Raw genomic sequence first — 19,591 nt, forward strand, 5'->3', positions numbered from 1 at the left:
AACCGATCGGACGAGGGGGTCCTGGTGGAGCAGCAGCAGGTGGGCAGGCGGCAGAACCGCCGCTGGGCATGGCGGGCGGGTATCGCGGCGGTGCTGATCGCCTGGCTGGTGCTGGGCTCGCTCGGCGGCCCGACCGTCGGCCGGCTCAGCGAGGTGCAGGAGAACGACAACGCCAACTTCCTGCCCAAACAGGCCGAGTCCACCCTGGTCGCGAACGAGTCGGCCAAGTTCATCGACTCCAAGGCACTGCCGTACTTCGTCCTGATCCAGCGTGACAGCGGCATCACCCCCGAGGACCTGACCAAGGCGAACGCCTTCCTCGCCCAGGTGCCGAAGCTCGACCTCGGCAACGGCAAGACGATCGGGGACTACCTGGCGTCGCCGGCCAGGACGGTGGTCCCGTCGGAGGACAAGAAGGCGCTGCTGCTCACCGTCGAACTGGACGGCGACCGGGCCGACGACGTGGTCACAGAGGGCGAGACCGTGCTGTTCGCCGTCGCCGACCAGATGCGCAACGAGATCAAGCAGTCCCTGACACCGACCGGGCTGAACGTGTACGTGACCGGTCCGGGCGGGGTGTTCGCGGACTTCGTGGTCGCCTTCGGCGGCATCGACGGGATCCTGCTGGGCGTCGCGCTGGCGGTCGTGTTCGTGATCCTGCTGATCGTCTACCGCAGCCCGGTCCTGCCCATCGCCGTGCTGCTGACCGCCGTGTTCGGCCTGGCCCTGGCCGCGCTGGTCATCTATCCGCTGGCCGAGAACAACGTGATCGAACTGAACGGCCAGAGCCAGGGCATCTTGTTCATCCTGGTCGTCGGCGCCGCGACGGACTACTCCCTCTTGCTGGTCTCCCGCTACAAGGAGGAACTGCACGACTACGAGAGCAAGTACCAGGCGATGCGGATCGCCTGGCGGGCCGCGATCGAGCCGATCGCCGCCAGCGCCGCGACCGTCATCCTCGGCCTGCTCTGCCTGCTGCTGTCCCAGTTGGGCAGCACCAAGGGCCTCGGCCCGGTCGGCGCGATCGGGATCGCCGGCGCGCTGGTGTCCTCGATGACGTTCCTGCCCGCGGTGCTGCTGGCGTTCGGCCGGCGGATCTTCTGGCCGGCCGTCCCCCGGCTCGACCACCTGCACGCCAAGGACCAGGTGGGCGGCCGGAAGCTGTGGGGCCGGGTGTCCGGCCTGGTCGGCCGCAGCCCGCGCAAGGTGTGGGCGATCTCCGCGCTCGCGCTGCTGGCCTGCGGCGCGTTCCTGCCCACCTTCCAGGCCGAGGGCATCTCCCAGGACGAACTCTTCCTCAACGAGGTCGAGTCCGTCACCGGCCAGGAGCAGTTGGCGAAGCACTTCGACGCGGGCGCCGGTACACCGGTCCAGATCCTCACGCCGGTGGATCAGGCCGACAAGGTGGTCCAGACCGCGATGAAGGTCGACGGGGTCGGGACGGCCACCGCCTCCGTGGCGCCGGGCATGCCGCCGAAGGTGGTCGAGGGCAAGGTCCTCGTACAGGCCACGCTGGAGGTCCAGGCGGACTCACCCGAGGCGACCAAGGTGGTCGAGCACCTGCGCACCGAACTGGACACGGTCAGCCCGGACATCCTGGTCGGCGGCAACACCGCGATCAACCTCGACGTACTGGACGCGAGCAACCGGGACCTCCGGGTCATCATCCCGGCCATCCTCGCGGTCATCTTCGTGGTGCTGATGCTGCTGTTGCGCTCGGTCACCGCCGCGATCCTGCTGGTGCTCTGCAACGTGCTCTCGTTCGCCGCCACCGTCGGCGTCAGCGCGCTGGCGTTCAACCACCTCTTCGACTTCCCCGGCGCCGATCCGTCGATCCCGCTCTACGCCTTCGTCTTCCTGGTTGCTCTGGGCATCGACTATTCGATCTTCCTGATGACCCGGGTGCGGGAGGAGTCGATCGAGCAGGGCACCCGCAGGGGCGTACTGGTCGGGCTCGCGGTGACCGGTGGCGTGATCACCTCGGCCGGCGTGGTGCTGGCGGCCACCTTCTCCGCGCTGGCGGTGCTGCCGATCCTGTTCCTGGTGCAGATCGCCTTCATGGTTGCCTTCGGCGTGCTGCTCGACACCACCGTCGTCCGCTCGCTGCTGGTTCCGGCCCTGTCCTACGACATCGGCCGCAAGGTCTGGTGGCCGAGCAAACTGGCCCGGGCCGAGCAGCCGCACCGATCTCGGCAAGGGCCCGGGTGACCCCGTCGTCGTGACGGTCAGCCGGGACGACGCGGAGCGGACGGCCGCGGTACCGGCCGGCACGGCAAATTAGTTGCCTGTGTCGGGTCGCCTGTGCGGCCGGTCTTCGTTATGGTCCCGAAGCAGGGGGCTACGGAGTGAGGAGCCCATGGCGGAGATCAAATCCACTGGCCGGACCGGGGACGGCAACCGGTTCAACCTGCCGACCAAGAACCTGCCGGCGCCGCAGGTCCGTGACCTGCCCGAACCACCCACCCAGACCTGGAAGATCGTCGGACCCGGCATGGTCGGGGCCGGTGTCGGCCTGGCGTCGGGCGAGTTCATCCTCTGGCCCTACATCTCGTCGCAGGTGGGCCTGGTGTTCCTCTGGGGCGCCGTCGTCGGCGTCGCGATCCAGTGGTTCCTGAACATGGAGATCGAGCGGTACACGCTGGCCACCGGTGAGACGGCGTTGACCGGGTTCAACCGCTACGGCAAGCACTGGGGCCTGTTCTTCGCGATCATGACGTACTTCGCGAACCTGTGGCCGGGCTGGGCGACGAGTTCGGCCTCGATGCTGACCTACCTGTTCGGCGCGGGTGATCCGCGCTGGATCGCGATCGGCATCCTGGTCACGATCGGCCTGATCCTGACCCTGGCGCCGGTCGTCTACGTGATGCTGGAGCGGCTGATCTTCGTCAAGATCGCCGCCGTCGCCCTGCTGGTGATCCTGGCGCTGATCTTCGCGATCCGCGGCAAGACCTACAGCGCGCTCGGCGACGCCGTCACCAACCCGCAGTTCCCGGTCGAGACGCTCGGCTTCGCGCTGATGATGGGCGCGATCGCGTACGCCGGCGCCGGTGGCGGGCAGAACCTCTGCCAGAGCAACTGGATCCGCGACAAGGGCTTCGGGATGGGCGTGCACGTGCCGCGGCTGACCTCGCCGATCACCGGCCAGAAGGAGGCCGACCCGCGCGCCAACGGCTACACCTTCCCACCCGACGAGGAGAACCTGGCCCGCTGGCGGCGCTGGTGGAAGTTCGCCAACATCGAGCAGGCGCTGACCTTCGTGCTGATCACGGTGGCGACGATCCTGTTCACCTCGATGCTGGCGCACGCCACCTTGTTCGGCGACGAGACGGTGAAGAACAACATCGGCTTCCTCAAGATCGAGGGCGTCAACCTGCAGTCCCTGGTGGGCGGCTGGTTCGGCTACCTGTTCTGGGCGATCGGCGCGTTCTCGCTGTTCGCGGCCGCGACCGGCATCGTCGACTACACCTCCCGGCTGACCTCCGACATGATCAAGGCCCGCTACCTGCGCGACTCGACGATCACCGAGTCCAAGCTGTACTTCTGGCTGGTCTGGGGACTGGTCTTCTTCGGCATCCTCGTCCTGCTGGCCGGCCTGACCCAGCCGCTGGTGCTGCTGGTCATCTCGGCCTGCACCGCCGGCACGATGATGTTCGTCTACTCCGGCCTGCTGTGGTGGATGAACTCCCGCGCCCTGCCGCGGGCGATCCGGATCAGCCGGCTGCGCACCGCCGTGATGCTGTTCGCCTTCCTCGCCTTCGGCTTCCTGGCCGTCTTCACCGTGATCGACCAGGTCAAGAAGCTGTGAGACGAGTCCCTCCCGGCCCTGGCCAGGAGTCGGTCTGGGACTACCCCAGACCACCGGCCGTCGACCTGTCCACCGAGCATCTCCTGGTCTTGCTCGGTGGGCAGGTCGTCGCCGAGACCCGGACGTCGTGGCGCGTCCTCGAGACGAGCCACCCGCCGACGTACTACCTGCCCCGGTCGTGCTTCGCCCCGGACACCCTGCGCGAGGCCGGCGGCATCTCGTACTGCGAATGGAAGGGCATCGCCACCTACCTCGACGTCCTCGGCGGCACCCGGATCGCCTCCCGCAAGGCCTGGTACTACCCGGACCCGACGGCGCAGTACGCGGTACTGGCTGATCATGTGGCGCTCTATCCGGGCGCGATGGACCGCTGCACGATCGACGGCGAGGAGGTCCAGCCGCAGCCTGGCGACTTCTACGGCGGCTGGATCACCAAGCGGGTGGTCGGTCCCTTCAAGGGCGAGCCAGGCACCGCCTACTGGTGATCGTAGGGCTGGCGGCCGCCGTTCACCGTGGTGAAGAGGGAGTACACGGAGGTGGTAGCGGTGAAGAAGAGGCGGTTGCGTTTGGCGCCGCCGAAGCAGAGGTTGGAGACGGTCTCCGGGACGAGCAGCTTGCCGAGCAGGGTGCCGTCGGGGTGGTAGATGTGGACGCCGTCGGCGGCCGCGCCCCAGACCCGGCCCTCGGAGTCGAGGCGGATGCCGTCGAAGGCGCCGTTGCCGCACTCGGCGAACAGGTCACCGCCGGTCAACTTGTCGCCGTCGACGGTGAAGACGCGGATGGTGGCCTCTTCGGTGTCGGTGACGTAGAGCAGGCTGCCGTCGTTCGAGAAGGCCAAGCCGTTCGGGCGGTTGAAGTCGTCCGCGACGATGCTCAGCGCGCCGTCCGGGCCGATCCGGTAGACGTGGCAACCGCCGACCTCGATCTCCCCCTTGTGACCCTCGTAGTCGCTGTCGATCCCGTACGCCGGGTCGGTGAACCAGACCGAGCCGTCGGGCCGGACCACCACGTCGTTCGGGCTGTTCAGCCGGCCGCCGTCGTAGCCGTCGGCGAGCACCGTGACGGACCCGTCGTGCTCGGTCCGGGTGACCCGGCGGTTGCCGTGCTCGCAACTGACCAGGCGGCCCTGCTGGTCCAGCGTGTGGCCGTTGGTGTTCCCGGCCGGTTCGCGGAACACCGAGACCTGGTACGACGTCTCGTCCCAGCGCAGGATCCGGTTGTTCGGGATGTCGCTCCACAGCAGGTACCGCCCGGCCGGCGAGTACACCGGTCCCTCTGCCCAGCGGCCACCCGTCCACAACCGCTCGAGACGTGCGTCGCCGCGAATCCCGGCGAACCGGTCGTCCAGTTTCTGGAACTCGGCGGGCACGGTTCCGGCCAACGGCTCGAGCAAAGTCATGGTGGCTCCTCCAGCAGGGTCACGGCTGACTGCGTTGTCACCCGCGATCGTACGGCGACCGCGCCCCGTCCGTCGTGACTCAGTGGCCTGATGAGAAGAAATGCTGGAGGAAGTCAACTGTCGAGCGCCAGGTGGACCCGCACGACCGGCGGGCCAAGACCCTGGTGGTGACACCGCAGGGCCGCGCGATGCTCGAGCGGATGAACGACATCCGCGGTACCGGCGCGCCGCCACTGCAGGCGCTCACCGCTACCGAGCGCGACACGCTGGAGCAGCTTCTCACCGAAGCCTGGGGCGCGGCGAAAGCGTACGAGGCCGAGCAGTGCGCCATGATCAAGGCAGGCAAGGCCCGCAGGTGTGAGCAACGCCCTGCTCTCTTCAAGCCCGGTTGACCCTAGACTCAGGCTCGCCGAAGGGAGTTCAGCTGTGACTGACAGCAAGCGCATCACCAAGGTTCTGGTCGCGAACCGGGGCGAGATCGCCGTCCGGGTCGTCCGTGCCGCCGCCGACGCCGGACTGGGCAGCGTCGCCGTGTACGCCGAGCCCGACCGCGACGCCCTGTTCGTCCGGCTCGCCGACGAGGCCTACTCGCTGGACGGCGCCACCCCGGCGGACTCCTACCTGAACATCGCCAAGATCCTCGACGTCGCGACCCGCTCCGGCGCGGACGCGGTGCACCCGGGCTACGGCTTCCTGGCCGAGAACGCCGAGTTCGCCCAGGCCGTGCTCGACGCCGGGCTGATCTGGATCGGCCCGCCACCGTCGGCGATCGACTCGCTCGGCGACAAGGTGAAGGCCCGGCACATCGCCGAGAAGGTCGGCGCCCCACAGGTCCCCGGTACGCCGAACCCGGTCGCCGACGCGAGCGAGGTGGTCGCCTTCGCCCAGGAGTACGGCCTGCCGATCGCGATCAAGGCGGCGTACGGCGGTGGTGGCCGCGGCATGAAGGTCGCACGCACGATGGCAGAGGTTCCGGAGCTGTTCGAGTCCGCCACCCGGGAGGCGATCAGCGCCTTCGGCCGGGGCGAGTGCTTCGTCGAGCGCTACCTGGACAAGCCGCGGCACGTCGAGACCCAGTGCCTGGCCGATGCCCACGGCAACGTCGTGGTGATCTCCACCCGGGACTGCTCGCTGCAGCGCCGGTACCAGAAGCTGGTCGAGGAGGCGCCCGCGCCGTTCCTCACCGATGACCAACTCCAGACGCTTTACACCTCGTCCAAGGCGATCCTGCTCGAGGCCGGCTACGTCGGCGCCGGGACGTGCGAGTTCCTGATCGGCCAGGACGGGCTGATCTCCTTCCTCGAGGTGAACACCCGGCTGCAGGTCGAGCACCCGGTCAGCGAAGAGGTCACCGGGATCGACCTGGTCCGGGAGATGTTCCGGATCGCCGACGGCGAGGAACTCGGGTACGACGACCCGGAGGTCTCGGGACACTCGATCGAGTTCCGGATCAACGCCGAGGACCCGGGCCGGGGCTTCCTGCCCGCGCCGGGCACGCTGACCAAGTGGCACCAGCCGTCCGGACCGGGCATCCGGATCGACGGCGGGTACGACCAGGGCGAGACCGTGCCGGGGTCGTTCGACTCGCTGGTGGCGAAGCTGATCGTGACCGGCCGCGACCGGACCCAGGCGCTGGAGCGGTCCCGCCGCGCGCTGAAGGAGTTCGTGGTCGAGGGGATGCCGAGCGCCGTACCGTTCCACGCCGCCGTCGTCTCCGACCCGGCCTTCACCGGCGTGGACGGGTTCAAGGTGCACACCCGCTGGATCGAGACCGAGTTCGACAACCAGATCCCGCCGTACGCCGGTACTGCCGAGGTAGGCGAGGCGGGCGAGCGGGAGAAGGTCACCGTCGAGGTCGGCGGCAAGCGGCTCGAGGTCGTCCTCCCGGCCGGCCTGGGCGCCTCCGCGGCCGCGGCCGGGAACTCGAAGAAGAAGCCGGCCCGGCGCGCGGGTGGCAGCGGCAAGGGCGCGGCGGCGTCGGGTGACTCGCTCACCTCGCCGATGCAGGGCACCATCGTCAAGATCGCCGTCGAGGAAGGCGCGACCGTTGCCGAGGGCGACCTCGTCGTCGTGCTCGAGGCGATGAAGATGGAGCAGCCGCTGAACGCCCACAAGGCCGGCACCGTGACCGGCCTGTCCGCCGAGGTCGGCGCGACCGTGGCGGCCGGTGCGGCGATCTGCGAGATCAAAGACTGATTCCGACCGGAATCAGCCGCAGGACTACTGGGGAGCAGTCATGAAGCCGAAGACCCGAGCAGCAACAACCCTGGCCGTCGGCCTCACTCTCGCGGGGACCGCAATCGTCCCCGCCCACGCCGCCTCACCCGAGCCGGTCGCGCCCGTACGTACGACGGCCGCGGCCGCGCCCGGTCTCTTCGTCACCACCGGCGACAAGGTGCACTACTCCAGTACGCCGCCTCCGGCCGTATCCGGGCACGGGTGGTGGCTCAAGGGGACGACCAAGGCGACGAAGGCCAAGGTCCAGATCTGGATCGAGGTCAAGGTCGGGTCGGGTTGGCGGGTGGTGGCCTACGGCACCAAGACCGTCTACCCCGGTGGCGGAAGTGCCCGGCGAGCGGCCGCCCGGATGCAGTGTGCGGCCGGACCGATCGGCCGCGACACGAAGTACACCTATCGGTCGCGGATCGACGTCGACCTGATCGGTCACGCCGACTCCAACGAGCAGGCGGTCACCCAAGCGCTCGCCTTCAAGTGCCTGCCGGTGTCGCGGTTACCGTGAGCTGGGAGTTCCACCCGCGGGAGTTCACCTTCAGCGCTTGGGGTTCGCTGGCGCTGCACGACTGGGCCGACGCCGCGTACCGCGCCGGCTCCGACAACGACGTCTACAGCCTGGTGATGCGCCAGGGCGGCGCGCTGGGGTTCGCGGACTTCGGTGCCGCCGCCTCGTCCCGCCCTGTGTGGAACCTCGCCGAGGGCGCCGACTGCTGGTCGACCGGCCTGACCCCGCCGGAGGTGTTCTGGCTCAAGCTGCAGGTCGACAACGCGTCGAGGGTGGTGCCGCTGCAGTCCGCCGGACTGGTCCTGCAGCGGGCGATCGACCGGATCGGCGTACTGACGCTCGACACCCTCGACCTGATGACGCCACTGCGGCCCGTCCGCGAGAGTCCGATGGACCTCGCCTACGGCCGGGACTGGTACGAGTTCGGCGACCCGGCCGCGCGCCGGCGAGCCTCGATCGACCTGGTCCTGAACGACCGGACCACGACCGAGGCCTTGCTGGCCGAGAAGACCGGGCCCTGGCTTGGCGACTGCCTGACCTTCCTCGAACCGGCCACCGAGCCGGTCTCTCAGCCAGCCGCCCGGCCGGTCCGGCTGAGCGGTTCGCGGCTGATCCCCGACGGCACCGAGGCGACCTACCACTTCGAGGTCGTGCTCGGCTCGGACACCCTCGATTTCCTCGCCTGGGTGGCCGAGACGTTCGTCTGGGCGCTCGGCGACGGACCCGGCGAATCGCTCGTTCTGAGGGTCTCCGTCGACCGCGGCAACCCACCAGCCGGCCCATTACACAGCTAGTTCTCAGGTAGACAGCCCGCGGCCCCTCTACTATCACTCTCGCACGACGACACACTGGGTGCCGCAAGCCACCGCGAGGTGAGGAGAGTTCTGCATGTCCAAGAAGACACATCAGCATCAGCTGGCGCAGCGCAAGGCGCAACGGCTGGCCGAACGGCAGGCTGAGCAGGCTCGCCAGCGCAAGATGCTGGTCATCACCATCACGGCGATCGTCTCGGTGGTGGCGGTGATCGCCGGTGTCTTCGTGCTCGCGGCCAACTCCGGCGACAACGAGACCCCCGCCGCGGCGGACACCCCCTCGGCGTCCGCGCCGACCGGGGCGCCCTCGACGGCCGGGCCGGACAACAAGCCGAAGTCGATCCCGACCGCGCTCGCCGCCGCGCCGAAACGACCGAAGCCGCTGGCGGCCGAGGTGGACTGCGCCTACAACAAGTCCGCCGAGCCGGCCAGCAAGAAGGCGGAAGCACCCAAGAATGGCAAGACCAAGGCCAGCGGCACCTCGCCGGTCACGCTCAACACCTCGGTCGGCGACCTGCACCTGACGCTGGACAGCGCGCTCGCGCCCTGCACGGTGAAGAGCTTCCTCAGCCTGGTCGGGCAGAAGTACTTCGACAACACCACCTGCCACCGGCTCACCGTGGGCGAAGGCCTGCAGGTGCTCCAGTGCGGCGATCCCACGACCGACCCGGCCAGGCAGGGCAGCGGTGGTCCCGGCTACAGCTTCGCCGACGAGGTGTACCCCGAGCTCAAGTACGGCCGCGGCATCCTCGCGATGGCGAACTCGGGTCCCAACACGAACGGCAGCCAGTTCTTCATCGTGTACGGCGACGCCTCCGGGCTGACCCCGGCCTACACCGCCTTCGGTACGATCGACAAGGCCGGCCTCGAGGTGCTCGACCTGGTCGCCAAGGCCGGAGTCATCCCCCAGCCAGGTGGCGGGCCCACCGATGGCAGGCCCGCCACGCCGGTTCAGATCAAGACCGCGACCGCGGCCGGCTAGATCGGCTAGGCGAGTTCGCCGTACCGGCTGCGAGGCCAGGCGAGCAGCGCGTCGATCTGGACCATCCCGGACTGCTCCAGCAACTGGACCGGACCGTCGACGAAGTGGAAGAGGCCCGTGGCAGGATCGCGGGCCTCTTTCCAGGCCCGGTCGGAGTACGCCTGCATCGTCGCCTTGTAGCGGCTGTCAGGCGCTACCGAGTCGAGGATGAGCAGGTTCTTGAACCAGATCGAGTTGAACCTGGTCGGCTGCTTCCAGAGCCGGTCCTCGCTGCCGTAGAAGGCCAGCGAGGCGTTCGCCACCGACTTGGCGTCGTTCAGGTACTTCTGGTCGTGCGTCGCCTTGTACAGCAGCACACCCGCGCCCAGCATGACGCCCTGGTTGTAGCTCCACTGCGTCTTCTCGACGTTGCCGGCCAGGTCGATGTGGTCCCAGTACAGGCCGTTCGGGGCCAGCATGCAGTCCTGGGTCCACTTGTACATCTTCTTCGCCCAGGTCAGGTACGAACTGTCCTTCGTCAGCAGGTACAGGTGCGCGCCGAGTTCCGCGCCGGGACCGTTCGAGACGGTGTTGCGGTCCTGGCTCCACGGCGCCTGGGTCCAGAAGACGCCACCCGCGCACGGGTGCGACGGGTCGGTGTCCCAGCCGTGCACGACGAGCGCGAAGATCTCCTTCGCCCGCGCCAGCGACGAGCGGTCACCAGTCCGCTGGTAGTGCTGGATCAGGTTGAGCCCGATCCACTCGTTGTCGTCGTAGAACTTGTCGCCACCCTGGCCGAGCGGCGGCCGGACGTACGAGTCGTAGCCCTTGGGCGTGGTCGTCGCGTTCCAGTACGGCTCGTAGCCGTCGAGGCGGCGCTCGGCCTCGGCTGCCCACTGGTGGCCGATACCGGGGATGCCGGCGAGGTTCTCGGCCCCGATCACGGCCTGGGAGAACGGCCAGATGTAGGCGTACGGGTTCTGCTGCTCGTTCGGGTACTCCTCCAGCAGGAAGCCGTCGCCTGCGTCGAAGTACTTGTTCAGCGCCTGGTACGACGTCGCCGCGCGGGCGGCCGCCTTCGGATCGACCCCGTTCGCCGCCTCCGCGGCCGGGGTGTGCAGTGAGGCGAGCATCCCGACGGCCAGTAATCCGCCGGCAATCCTCTTGGTTGGTATACCAAATTTCTTGAACATCGACCTGCTCCTCCTGGGGCGGCAGCTGTTGACATCGATGTCATGTTCTAACCGGCGCAGGGATTCCGCGTCAATGGCTCATCGTCAGCGGGTTTCTTGAATGGTTGATATGCCAACTGGTGCCGGCTGGGGCGGCGCGAAGGCGAACCAGGCCGATCGCAGCCCGAGCCGGGACCGCACCTGGTCGCCCGTGAACGTCCGCTGTCCGCGCGACCCGACGGCTTCGACCGCGAGCACTCGGCCGCCCGCCGGGCCCACGCCGGTCCGCCGCGTCACCCGCAGGCTGCGCAGCGAGCCGACCCCGAACGCCGCCTCCAACTGGGCACTGGTCTTGCTCAGCGACCAACTGGCATGGGGATTCTTGTTGCCCGGGTACGCGTCCCAGCCGTCCACCTTCATCAACTGGTACGGCGTGGCGCCCTTCGCGGTGGCTCCCCCGTTGGACGACGAGAACTCCGCGATGATCGGGGCGTTCCGGTAGAGCCGGATCTGCCCGGCGGTGGCCGCGATCGCGGCGTTCGTCGCGGTGTGCTCGGAGTTGAAGCCGCCGTACACCTGGCAGGAGGTGGTGTCGCACAGGTCGTACACCCGCGCCGTCGCCCGCCTCCGGTGGTACGCCGAATAGGTGCGCGCGGCAACCGCCTGGGCCTGGAGCGCGGCGGGCCGCCAGCTCACCAGGGCCTCCCGCGGAACCACGCCTCGCAGGTAGCTCTCCAGCGGCAGCACGTTGATCGTGTCCAGGTGCGCCCCGGCGACATCCGAGGCACGGAGCGCGCCGCGGTACCGGACGACCGCGCCGCTGGGCAGAATCAGCGAGATGACGGTCGGGCCCTCGAACTGGCCCATCCCGGTCAACGTCTTCCAGAGGGTCCAGGTCCGCTTCCTCGCGTCGTACGAGCGGACTCGCGCGCCGTGCTCGCCGTACGGGTCGATCGACCACTGGTTCCGGGTCGATGCCGTGGGCAACGTGTAGAGCCTGCCCGTCGTGAGATCGCGCAGCCGCAGCCTGTTCGCGGCGACCACCCGGATTCCGTCGGTGGTGTCGGCGGTGATCCGGATCCGGATGCTCCCCGTCGCCTTGCCGACCGTCGTACCGGGGTAGTAGAAGTCGAGGATCGTCTTCGCGTTGCGACCGGCGATCGCCGCCCCCTGAGCGCCGTACTGCGACATGCCGCGGCCGTGGCCGAAACCGCGCCCGCTGATCGTCGTCGTGGTGGCCTGCTCCTCCTCGGGCGCGGCCACCCACGCTTCCGCCGTCCCGCTGAGAACGGTCGATCCGATGACGAAGGCAACGATCAGTCGCCTCATGTGACGAACACCTTGCCGTAGCGCTTGTTGAAGGTGAGGGTTCCGCGCTGGAACTTCTGCCGCAGGCCCTCCTTCACCGTGTACATGTCGGTGATCGGCAGGCCGAGCCGCGAACGCTCCGCGCCGAGCGCCGCGTACTTGCGGTGGATCAGGCCGGCGACAGGACGCATCCCGGTGCGCTTGGACCAGTAGAGCCCGCCGTTCTGGAACGGCTGCAGCTTGCTGCCGGAGATCCGGCCGATCCGATACTCGCCGGTGGGCAGGCCGAGCAGGCCGTCCGGGCCCAGCTTGCGATAGCGGGTCCGGAAGCTGCCGACCACCGAATGGGTGCCGCTGGCAACGGACCAGAAGACGTCCCGCCGGCTGAAGTAGGTGGCGCGACCGGTCTTGGTCCGATGCTCGCCCCAGAACGGCTGGCCGGTCACCCGGAACCCGCCGAGGTTCTTGGCGAACCGGTAGATCTCGGTGGAGACACTCTTGCTCATCAAGATGTTGGTTCGTTGCCTCAGCCACGGGAGTCTGGTGTACAGGTTCTTGCCCGGGCAGGCGGTGGCCTTGGTGTCGAGATGTCCGGAGATGGTGTGCAACCTCTTGCCGGCCAGGACCACCGTGGCCAGCGGCGACCGGTAGTTCGCGTCCAGTTTCCAGGCGATGATCCGGGCCGTGGTCTCCAGCGCGGCCTGGCTCGGCGCGACCTTCTCGAAGTTGCCGATCAGCGAGACGCCGAACGAGTTGGCGTTGAACGCGCCGGTGTGCGCGCCGAGCACGGGCAACTGTGCGCCGCCGTACCGGCCCTCGAAGGCGCGGCCGAAGCGGTCGACCAGGAAGTTGTAGCCGAGGTCGCACCAGCCGCGGCTCTTCACGTGGTACGCGTACATGCCGCGGACCATCGCGGTCACCTGGGTGCGGGTGTAGTCGTTGCGATCGGCGGTGTGATGAACGAACGCCGCCTGCACCGTGCCGGTGTACTTGGGACGCGCGCAGGCCGTGCCGTTGTGGGTCCGCAGCCGCTCGTCCGCACCCCAGTTCCGCCGCGAGACCATGGCCGGCATCGGGTACGGCGCTCGGCTGCCCTCGGCCTCGACGGGCTCCTCCGTCAGCGGCGGCTCCGCATCGAGCGCGGTGACGCCGGGGTTGATCAGCGCCACCTTCGCACCGGTGACAGTCGTGCCGTCGAGGGTGGTCAGGCTGGCTTCGACGCCGTTCGCGTCGCCGACCCAGTACGGCTCGGTGCCGGAGCGCTCACGGCCCTCGGTGGTCGCGGTGGCGGGTCCGTGGTCGTCCTCGACAGGCAGTCGCTCCCACGCCGACCACGCGCCGCTGCGCTGGACGCGGACCTTCACCTCGACCTTGGCGGAGTTCTTGCGGTACGGCCAGGTGACGCCGACGAGGCCGAACGGTTTGGTCTGCGGGGCCGCGGCGGCCGCGTACGTAGTACCGGGGCCTTGCCGGAGCGGAAGTTCTTCGTAGGTCGGCTCGACGGTGGCGGTGTGGGTCGCGACGGGGAGGACGGCCGGGGCAGAGGCGGGCACGAGCGGTACGAACAGGGCCAGGCCCGTCCCCGCGGTCAGTGCCAGTCGGGGTGAGAAGGTCTTGCTCATCGGACAGCCTTCTGCTAGGCGGGATCAGTAATCGATTATGCGCACCGCGTGATCGGAACTCCGGTATTTCGTCACCCTGCGTGGCGTTGGTACTCTTACTTCTGAAATAGAAGTGAGGGGTGGCGATGGCGGATCGATTCCGGTGGGAGGATCTGGCCTGCCCGCTGTCCACGACCGTGCGCCACGTCGGCGAGTGGTGGACGCTGCTGATCCTGCACGACGCCTTCGACGGCTTCACCCGCTTCGACGAGTTCCAGCGGAACCTCAAGATCTCCTCGAGCATGCTGACGACCCGGCTGAAGACGCTGGTCGACGACGGACTGCTGGAGCGGCGGCTCTATCAGGACAGGCCGCCGCGGTACGAGTACGTGCTGACCGAACTGGGGCGATCGCTGCGGCCGGTGATCATCACCTTGGCGGCGTGGGGCAACGAGCGACTGGCGGCCGAGGAGCGGACGATGATCCTGGTCGACGCCGAGACCGGCGAGGAGGTCGAGCCGGTCGTGGTCGACGCCGCGACGGGCCGGCGGATCGACGGACCGGGCTTCGTCTTCACGGCCGGACCCGCCGCCTCCGAAGCGATGAAGAACCGCTACGAGTCCTGACTCGGCCCGCTGGGCGGCAAATGCCGGGTGATGGCGGTTCCAACTCGATCGCTGGGTGGGCCCACCATCTTGTATCGTCACAGCTTGCCGATGTGACAGCCACCCTGTGCGATGTCAGGTGTGCTCGCCGCTCGGCGTCGTACGCCGTTCTCGACCCGAGGAGCCTGCGCCGATGCTCGAAGACAACATTCCGGAAATCCGTACCGACATTCCGCACTCGGCACGGATCTGGAACTACTGGATGGGCGGGAAGGACAACTACGAAGTAGACCGCCTCGCCGGCGACGCTGGTGTGCAGGTCGATCCCGAGATCGGCACGATGGCGGTGGAGTCGCGACAGTTCCTGGTCCGCGCCGTGCGTTACGTGGCCGGCGAGGCGGGGGTCCGCCAGTTCCTCGACATCGGGACGGGGCTGCCGACGATGCAGAACACCCACGAGGTCGCCCAGAGCGTGGCGCCGGACTCGAAGATCGTCTACGTCGACAACGACCCGATGGTGCTGACGCACGCTCGTGCGTTGCTGACCAACACCACTCCCGAAGGCGTGACCAGTTACGTCGACTGCGACTACCACCGCCCCGAGCAGATCATCGCCGACGCCCGGAACGTCCTGAACTTCACCCAGCCGATCGGTGTCATGTTCATGGGAGTGCTCGGTCACGCGCACACCTACGACGACCTGCGCCGCATCGTCTCCACGGTGATGGATGCCGTCCCCTCGGGCAGCTACCTCACCATGTGGGACGGCACCACGGACAGCCAGGCCTACGTAACGCTCTGCGCGAACTACGCCAAGACCGGTGGCGCCCCCTACATCCCGCGGCCGCGGGAGGAGATCCGCGCCGTCTTCGACGGCCTCGAGATGGTGCCGCCGGGCTTCGTGTCGATCACGCAGTGGCAGGCGACCGACGCCGAGGGAAACGAGCCGAAACCGATCTCCGCCTACGGCGCCGTCGCCCGCAAGCCCTGACGCAGCAGGCCCCCTACCTGCCCGCTTGACCGGCCGACGGGCAGGTCGCGTCGCCCGGTTCGGTACAGACCTGTTTGTTGCCCTCGGCATCATCTGGCGCGGGTCCGGACATGCTCGCCTGGGACGCAGGTCACAGTTCGATCCCGTCACGGCGGCCTCGCGGTCCCTGTCATTGGGGTGTAGCCCCCCAGACAACGACAGAGGAGTCCACCGTGGAAACCCGTTTGAACGTTTTCGGCACCGCGATCGGCGGCAAGGTCATGAAGCACCTCGTGGCGGCCGCGAAGGCGACCGGCGACGCCGGGGTGCCGGCCGCGACGCAGGAACTGGTGAACATCCGCGCGAGCCAGATCAACGGCTGCGGTTTCTGTACCGACATGCACACCAAGGACGCCATCGCGGCCGGCGAGACGTCGCTGCGCCTCAACCTGGTCGCGGCGTGGCGAGAAGCCACTGTCTTCACCGAAGCCGAGCGCGCCGCGCTGGAGCTGGCAGAGGAGGGCACCCGTACCGCGGACGCCGCCGGCGGTGTCTCGGACGACGTCTGGGCGCGCGCGGCCAAGTACTACGACGAGGACCAACTCCTCGCCCTGGTGTCGCACATCGCGATCATCAACGCCTTCAACCGGCTGAACGTCATCACCCAGCAGCCCGCCGGCGACTACCAGCCCGGCCAGTTCGGCTGAGCCGGAACCGCCTGGCTCGACCATCGTCCAGAGGCGCCGCAGGGACTGCCCTGCAGTCCCTGCGGCTTCTCGGCGCTCGGCGCTCGGCGAGCTGCTGACCGGCTCGCGGCCGGCCGTTCTTCCTGATTCTCAGCAGGTTCTCAGGAGATTTCGGTCGACTTCACCGGCCCGGTAGGCTCGACGCAACACCCTGTCGAGGAAGGCCCGACATGACCACCATCCTGCTGATCGCGGTTGTCGTGATCGCCATCTTGGCGTATCGCTCCTACCGGCGCACGCAGTTGCAGACGAAGAAGCGCGACGAGATCACCTCGGCCGAGCTCGAGTCGGTGAAGAAGACCGCCGACGAGGACATCACCAAGTTCGGTGAAGAGCTGCAGGACCTCGACCTCGACATGGTCGGCAAGGACCTCGGCGACGGCGCCCGGCAGGACTACCAGCGCGCGCTGGACTCCTACGAGTCGGCCAAGCAGGCCGTCGGCCAGGTCACCGAGGCCGAGCAGATCCGGCACGTGATCGAGATCCTCGAGGACGGCCGCTACGCGATGGCCTGCGTCCGCGCCCGGGTGAACGGCGAACCGCTGCCGCAGCGCCGCCCGTCCTGCTTCTTCAACCCCCAGCACGGCCCGTCGGTCGTCGACGTCATGTGGTCCCCGCCCGGTGGCGCGCCGCGTGAGGTCCCGGCCTGCGCGGCTGACGCCGAGCGCGTCCGCGCCGGCGCCGAGCCCGACGTCCGCAAGGTCATGGTCGGCCCGCAGCGCGTCCCGTACTGGGAGGCCGGCCCGGCCTACTCGCCTTACGCACAAGGCATGTTCGGCGCTCTGGGCGGCGTGATGACCGGTATGTTCCTCGGCACCATGCTCGGCGGCATGTTCGCCGGCGGCGGCTACGGCGACTACGCCGGCGGCTACGACGGCGGCGGTGACGGCGGTGGAGATGGCGGCGGTGACGGCGGAGACGGCGGCGGCTTCGACTTCGGCGACAGCGGCGGCGACTCCGGCGGCTGGGACTTCGGCGGCGACTTCTGATTCCGGGTACGTAGTGAAACCACCCGGGAGCCTTGGGCTCCCGGGTGGTTTTCTTTTCCTGGACTGGATGGCGGCTCCTTGCGACGTCGGCGCGGCGAGCACTGCTGGGATGGAAGCACCAGCGGCTGGTCGGCTGCGACGGAGGAACTGCGGCAGGACACTAGTTGCTGGGGGTTGCGGGGTTGCTGGGAGTCGCGGGGCCCTCGGCGAGTAGCAGGTAGAGAGCGCGGCGGGTGTCGGCGAGGATCTGGTGGGCGGCGGCAAGCTGTTCCGGGGTGCCGGTCTGGTCCACCGCGCGGGCCGCTGCATGGACCTGAGCCAAGGGCTCACGGAGACCGGAACTGCGCTCGTCGTTGGCGACGACGAACGGATCGGTGCCCGAATCCCGCTGGGTAGCGGCGTGCTCGCGGCCGGCCTCGGTCAGCGTGACGAGCTTGCGGCCGGCGTCGGCGACGACTGAGACCAGTCCTTCGTCCTCCAACTGCGAGATGGTCGGGTAGATGGCGCCCGGACTTGGCTGCCAAGCGCCGTCCGTGCGGTCGGAGATCGTCTGCATCAACTGGTAGCCGTGCATCGGGGTCTCGTCCAGCAGCAGCAGGATCGCCAGCCGGAGATCTCCGCGCGGCGCCCTGCGGCGCCCACGCCCTCCGCCACGCCGCCCCGCGGACGAGCGCTCACGCCGTCCCTCGAAGCCGCCTTCCGGATGATGACGGCGCCGGCCTCGGCGGGCCCGTCCTTCCGTGTGTTCAGTGGGGTATCGCATGTGTCTTACTCCTTATCGAAGACTATCAATGACTATTACGATATATCGTGATCGTACTTAGCGCAAACCCCCTCTCTGATGAGAGCTCTCTCAGATTGGGTTCACGGTTGGCTCATGGTGGGTCGGCAGGGTTCTGGGTATGGCAGAACACAGCGACCCCCTGGAGCTCCTCACCGGTCCCTCCGCCGGTGAGGTGCTGGCCGCGGCCGTCTCGGCGACCGGCGCTGAACTGCTGAGCTGGCAGCCGGTTCAGGTCGACCACCAGACCGACAGAACGACCGTTGCGTACCGCACCCAGCTCTCGACGGGCTCTGCCGTTCTGTGTGCGACGGTCGGCGGGTCCTTGCCGGCCGGCGTCACCGTGGTGGGTGATGAGGAGTTACAGGTCGGGGTCTGGTTGGCGGGCAACGATCCGTTGCTGCCGGGGATGCGGGCCGCGATGGATCCTGTGGCCGTTTCCTCGCTCTTCGAGAGTCTGGGGCTCGGGTCGGGGGCTGTTCGGCTGGAGCTGCGGTCCTATCGGCCGCTGCGGCGGGCTGTGGTGGAGGCCACCGGTCTTGCGGGACGCCTGTTTTTGAAGGTGGTTCCGCCGGGGAAGGTCGAGGCGCTGCACAAGCGGCATCGGCTGCTGGCGGGCGGCGGCGTACCGGCTCCTCGGAGTCTTGGGTGGACCGATGACGGGCTGCTCGTGCTGGAAACCCTGCCTGGGCGGACGCTTCGGGGCGTGCTGCGGTCATCCGGCGAACTGCCTGATCCGTCAGCTTTGATCGAGATGCTTGATCGGTTGCCCGTCGAGTTGGTCGACGCGCCGCGGCGGTCTTCGTGGCTGGAGCGGACTGAGTACTACGCGCGCTCGGTTGGCGACGTCGTACCGGAATTGGCTGCGCGGTCCGCCGAGCTCGCCACGACGATTGTTGCCGAGAGCCACGTTGGTCCGGTGGTGCCGGTCCACAGCGACTTCTATGAGGCTCAGATCCTGGTGGACGGACGGGGTGTTGTGACCGGGCTGCTCGACGTCGATACTGCCGGGCCCGGGGATCGGATTGATGATCTTGCCTGCCTGGTTGGGCATTTGAGCGTGCTCGCGGAGGTGCTGCCGCGGCATGCGGCGGCCATCGACGAGTACGGCGCTCGGTGCCTGGCCACCTTCGATCGGCACGTCGACCCGCGTCAGCTCAGGCTGCGGATCGCGTCGGTCGTCCTCTCACTCGCCACCGGTCCGCACCGCGTGCAGGAACCCGGCTGGCGCCAAGCCACATGTGACCGTCTCAACCTGGCCGAACGCTGGGTCAACCGGAGCGATTCGCTCCACGATGAAAGGAATCACCATGTCAGCAACGCGTAAGTGGGCTGTTGTCGGATCTGTCGCCGCCATCTCCACGCTTGGCCTCGGCACCGCCGCGTACGCCGCCACGCCGAGCTTGAACGACCCGTCGCCGGCCACACCGTCGGCCATCACCCCCGGTACGACGAACGCCGCGCCGACCGCGAACTCGGCAGACACCCCCGGCGAGGTAGCCAGCACCAACACCCCAGGCGACACCACGTCGGCCAACACCCCGGGCGACACCAACTCCGCCAACACCCCCGGCGACACCAACTCGGCGAACACCCCGAACGACACGAACTCCGCCAACACCCCGAACGACACGGCGTCAGCCAACACCCCCGGCGACACCAACTCCGCCAACACCCCGAGCTGACCCTCACCTCGCGTCGG

The 19,591-nt window shown here is 68.5% G+C and carries 19 protein-coding genes; 14 read left to right on the forward strand and 5 right to left on the reverse strand.

Features of this window, described 5'->3' with window-relative positions; genetic code table 11:
* The first annotated feature begins 24 nt into the window (after nt 1-24).
* From ABD255_RS03860 to ABD255_RS03870, 3 genes are all read left to right on the forward strand, one after another.
* Entirely contained in the window at nt 25-2,208 is a 2,184-nt protein-coding gene (locus ABD255_RS03860; protein WP_344209777.1) for an MMPL family transporter, read from the forward strand.
* Between the two features lie 148 nt (nt 2,209-2,356).
* On the forward strand, nt 2,357-3,805 hold the full coding sequence (locus ABD255_RS03865) for an Nramp family divalent metal transporter (RefSeq protein ID WP_344209779.1): 1,449 nt from the start codon (nt 2,357-2,359) through the stop codon (nt 3,803-3,805).
* Complete coding sequence (locus ABD255_RS03870; RefSeq protein WP_344209781.1) at nt 3,802-4,290, forward strand: DUF427 domain-containing protein; 489 nt, start codon at nt 3,802-3,804, stop codon at nt 4,288-4,290. Before ABD255_RS03865 ends, ABD255_RS03870 begins: the two co-directional genes overlap by 4 nt.
* Here ABD255_RS03870 and ABD255_RS03875 read toward each other — a convergent pair.
* Nucleotides 4,281-5,204 (reverse strand): SMP-30/gluconolactonase/LRE family protein, encoded by a 924-nt coding sequence (locus ABD255_RS03875; RefSeq protein ID WP_344209783.1) that lies wholly within the window; start codon nt 5,202-5,204, stop codon nt 4,281-4,283. The two genes, ABD255_RS03870 and ABD255_RS03875, sit on opposite strands and share 10 nt — an antisense overlap.
* Before the next feature lie 131 nt (nt 5,205-5,335).
* Between ABD255_RS03875 and ABD255_RS03880 the strand changes: the two genes are divergently transcribed.
* The 5 genes from ABD255_RS03880 to ABD255_RS03900 all read left to right on the forward strand — a co-directional run bounded on the left by ABD255_RS03880 (nt 5,336) and on the right by ABD255_RS03900 (nt 9,738).
* Nucleotides 5,336-5,596: a hypothetical protein gene (locus tag ABD255_RS03880; protein WP_344209785.1), complete on the forward strand. Its 261-nt coding sequence runs from the start codon at nt 5,336-5,338 to the stop codon at nt 5,594-5,596.
* A gap of 34 nt (nt 5,597-5,630) precedes the next feature.
* Nucleotides 5,631-7,400, forward strand: coding sequence for an acetyl/propionyl/methylcrotonyl-CoA carboxylase subunit alpha (locus ABD255_RS03885; protein ID WP_344209787.1), 1,770 nt, complete (start codon nt 5,631-5,633; stop codon nt 7,398-7,400).
* A 40-nt stretch (nt 7,401-7,440) separates the two neighbouring features.
* Nucleotides 7,441-7,944, forward strand: a complete 504-nt coding sequence (locus tag ABD255_RS03890; RefSeq protein WP_344209790.1) for a hypothetical protein — start codon at nt 7,441-7,443, stop codon at nt 7,942-7,944.
* Entirely contained in the window at nt 7,941-8,738 is a 798-nt protein-coding gene (locus tag ABD255_RS03895) for a hypothetical protein (RefSeq protein WP_344209792.1), read from the forward strand. The genes ABD255_RS03890 and ABD255_RS03895 overlap by 4 nt, the downstream gene beginning before the upstream one ends.
* 94 nt (nt 8,739-8,832) lie before the next feature.
* Entirely contained in the window at nt 8,833-9,738 is a 906-nt protein-coding gene (locus ABD255_RS03900) for a peptidylprolyl isomerase (RefSeq protein ID WP_344209794.1), read from the forward strand.
* A gap of 5 nt (nt 9,739-9,743) precedes the next feature.
* On the opposite strand, the gene ABD255_RS03905 is transcribed toward ABD255_RS03900, so the two are convergent.
* The 3 genes from ABD255_RS03905 to ABD255_RS03915 all read right to left on the reverse strand — a co-directional run bounded on the left by ABD255_RS03905 (nt 9,744) and on the right by ABD255_RS03915 (nt 13,819).
* Entirely contained in the window at nt 9,744-10,910 is a 1,167-nt protein-coding gene (locus ABD255_RS03905; RefSeq protein ID WP_344209796.1) for a glycoside hydrolase family 76 protein, read from the reverse strand.
* Between the two features lie 84 nt (nt 10,911-10,994).
* On the reverse strand, nt 10,995-12,218 hold the full coding sequence (locus ABD255_RS03910; protein ID WP_344209798.1) for a SpoIID/LytB domain-containing protein: 1,224 nt from the start codon (nt 12,216-12,218) through the stop codon (nt 10,995-10,997).
* A complete protein-coding gene (locus ABD255_RS03915) occupies nt 12,215-13,819 on the reverse strand; it encodes an N-acetylmuramoyl-L-alanine amidase (RefSeq protein ID WP_344209800.1) in 1,605 nt (534 codons plus the stop codon). Before ABD255_RS03915 ends, ABD255_RS03910 begins: the two co-directional genes overlap by 4 nt.
* Before the next feature lie 125 nt (nt 13,820-13,944).
* On the opposite strand from ABD255_RS03915, the gene ABD255_RS03920 reads away from it, so the two are divergent.
* The 4 genes from ABD255_RS03920 to ABD255_RS03935 all read left to right on the forward strand — a co-directional run bounded on the left by ABD255_RS03920 (nt 13,945) and on the right by ABD255_RS03935 (nt 17,108).
* A complete protein-coding gene (locus tag ABD255_RS03920) occupies nt 13,945-14,424 on the forward strand; it encodes a winged helix-turn-helix transcriptional regulator (RefSeq protein WP_344209802.1) in 480 nt (159 codons plus the stop codon).
* A 172-nt stretch (nt 14,425-14,596) separates the two neighbouring features.
* Nucleotides 14,597-15,394, forward strand: a complete 798-nt coding sequence (locus ABD255_RS03925) for an SAM-dependent methyltransferase (protein WP_344209805.1) — start codon at nt 14,597-14,599, stop codon at nt 15,392-15,394.
* A 212-nt stretch (nt 15,395-15,606) separates the two neighbouring features.
* Nucleotides 15,607-16,080: a carboxymuconolactone decarboxylase family protein gene (locus tag ABD255_RS03930; RefSeq protein ID WP_344209807.1), complete on the forward strand. Its 474-nt coding sequence runs from the start codon at nt 15,607-15,609 to the stop codon at nt 16,078-16,080.
* Nucleotides 16,081-16,289: 209 nt separating this feature from the next.
* Complete coding sequence (locus tag ABD255_RS03935; protein WP_344209809.1) at nt 16,290-17,108, forward strand: hypothetical protein; 819 nt, start codon at nt 16,290-16,292, stop codon at nt 17,106-17,108.
* 160 nt (nt 17,109-17,268) lie between these two features.
* Here the strand turns inward: ABD255_RS03935 and ABD255_RS03940 are convergent, their stop codons facing one another.
* Nucleotides 17,269-17,871, reverse strand: a complete 603-nt coding sequence (locus tag ABD255_RS03940) for a PadR family transcriptional regulator (protein WP_344209811.1) — start codon at nt 17,869-17,871, stop codon at nt 17,269-17,271.
* 139 nt (nt 17,872-18,010) lie between these two features.
* Between ABD255_RS03940 and ABD255_RS03945 the strand changes: the two genes are divergently transcribed.
* Together ABD255_RS03945 and ABD255_RS03950 are read left to right on the forward strand one after the other, a co-directional pair.
* Nucleotides 18,011-19,216, forward strand: a complete 1,206-nt coding sequence (locus ABD255_RS03945; RefSeq protein ID WP_344209813.1) for a phosphotransferase family protein — start codon at nt 18,011-18,013, stop codon at nt 19,214-19,216.
* Entirely contained in the window at nt 19,200-19,574 is a 375-nt protein-coding gene (locus tag ABD255_RS03950; RefSeq protein ID WP_344209815.1) for a hypothetical protein, read from the forward strand. Before ABD255_RS03945 ends, ABD255_RS03950 begins: the two co-directional genes overlap by 17 nt.
* Nucleotides 19,575-19,591: the final 17 nt, after the last annotated feature.

Origin of the sequence: Kribbella sancticallisti (genome assembly GCF_039530625.1) — a bacterium.
GTDB classification, from domain to species: Bacteria; Actinomycetota; Actinomycetes; order Propionibacteriales; family Kribbellaceae; genus Kribbella; species Kribbella sancticallisti.

Bases quoted from the DNA above. Each gene is read 5' to 3' on its own strand.
- ABD255_RS03915 (WP_344209800.1), bottom strand. From the start codon at position 13,819: ATGAGCAAGACCTTCTCACCCCGACTGGCACTGACCGCGGGGACGGGC.
- ABD255_RS03875 (WP_344209783.1), bottom strand. From the start codon at position 5,204: ATGACTTTGCTCGAGCCGTTGGCCGGAACCGTGCCCGCCGAGTTCCAG.
- ABD255_RS03935 (WP_344209809.1), top strand. From the start codon at position 16,290: ATGACCACCATCCTGCTGATCGCGGTTGTCGTGATCGCCATCTTGGCG.
- ABD255_RS03900 (WP_344209794.1), top strand. From the start codon at position 8,833: ATGTCCAAGAAGACACATCAGCATCAGCTGGCGCAGCGCAAGGCGCAA.
- ABD255_RS03910 (WP_344209798.1), bottom strand. From the start codon at position 12,218: ATGAGGCGACTGATCGTTGCCTTCGTCATCGGATCGACCGTTCTCAGC.
- ABD255_RS03890 (WP_344209790.1), top strand. From the start codon at position 7,441: ATGAAGCCGAAGACCCGAGCAGCAACAACCCTGGCCGTCGGCCTCACT.
- ABD255_RS03865 (WP_344209779.1), top strand. From the start codon at position 2,357: ATGGCGGAGATCAAATCCACTGGCCGGACCGGGGACGGCAACCGGTTC.
- ABD255_RS03925 (WP_344209805.1), top strand. From the start codon at position 14,597: ATGCTCGAAGACAACATTCCGGAAATCCGTACCGACATTCCGCACTCG.
- ABD255_RS03945 (WP_344209813.1), top strand. From the start codon at position 18,011: ATGGCAGAACACAGCGACCCCCTGGAGCTCCTCACCGGTCCCTCCGCC.
- ABD255_RS03940 (WP_344209811.1), bottom strand. From the start codon at position 17,871: ATGCGATACCCCACTGAACACACGGAAGGACGGGCCCGCCGAGGCCGG.
- ABD255_RS03950 (WP_344209815.1), top strand. From the start codon at position 19,200: ATGTCAGCAACGCGTAAGTGGGCTGTTGTCGGATCTGTCGCCGCCATC.
- ABD255_RS03905 (WP_344209796.1), bottom strand. From the start codon at position 10,910: ATGTTCAAGAAATTTGGTATACCAACCAAGAGGATTGCCGGCGGATTA.
- ABD255_RS03920 (WP_344209802.1), top strand. From the start codon at position 13,945: ATGGCGGATCGATTCCGGTGGGAGGATCTGGCCTGCCCGCTGTCCACG.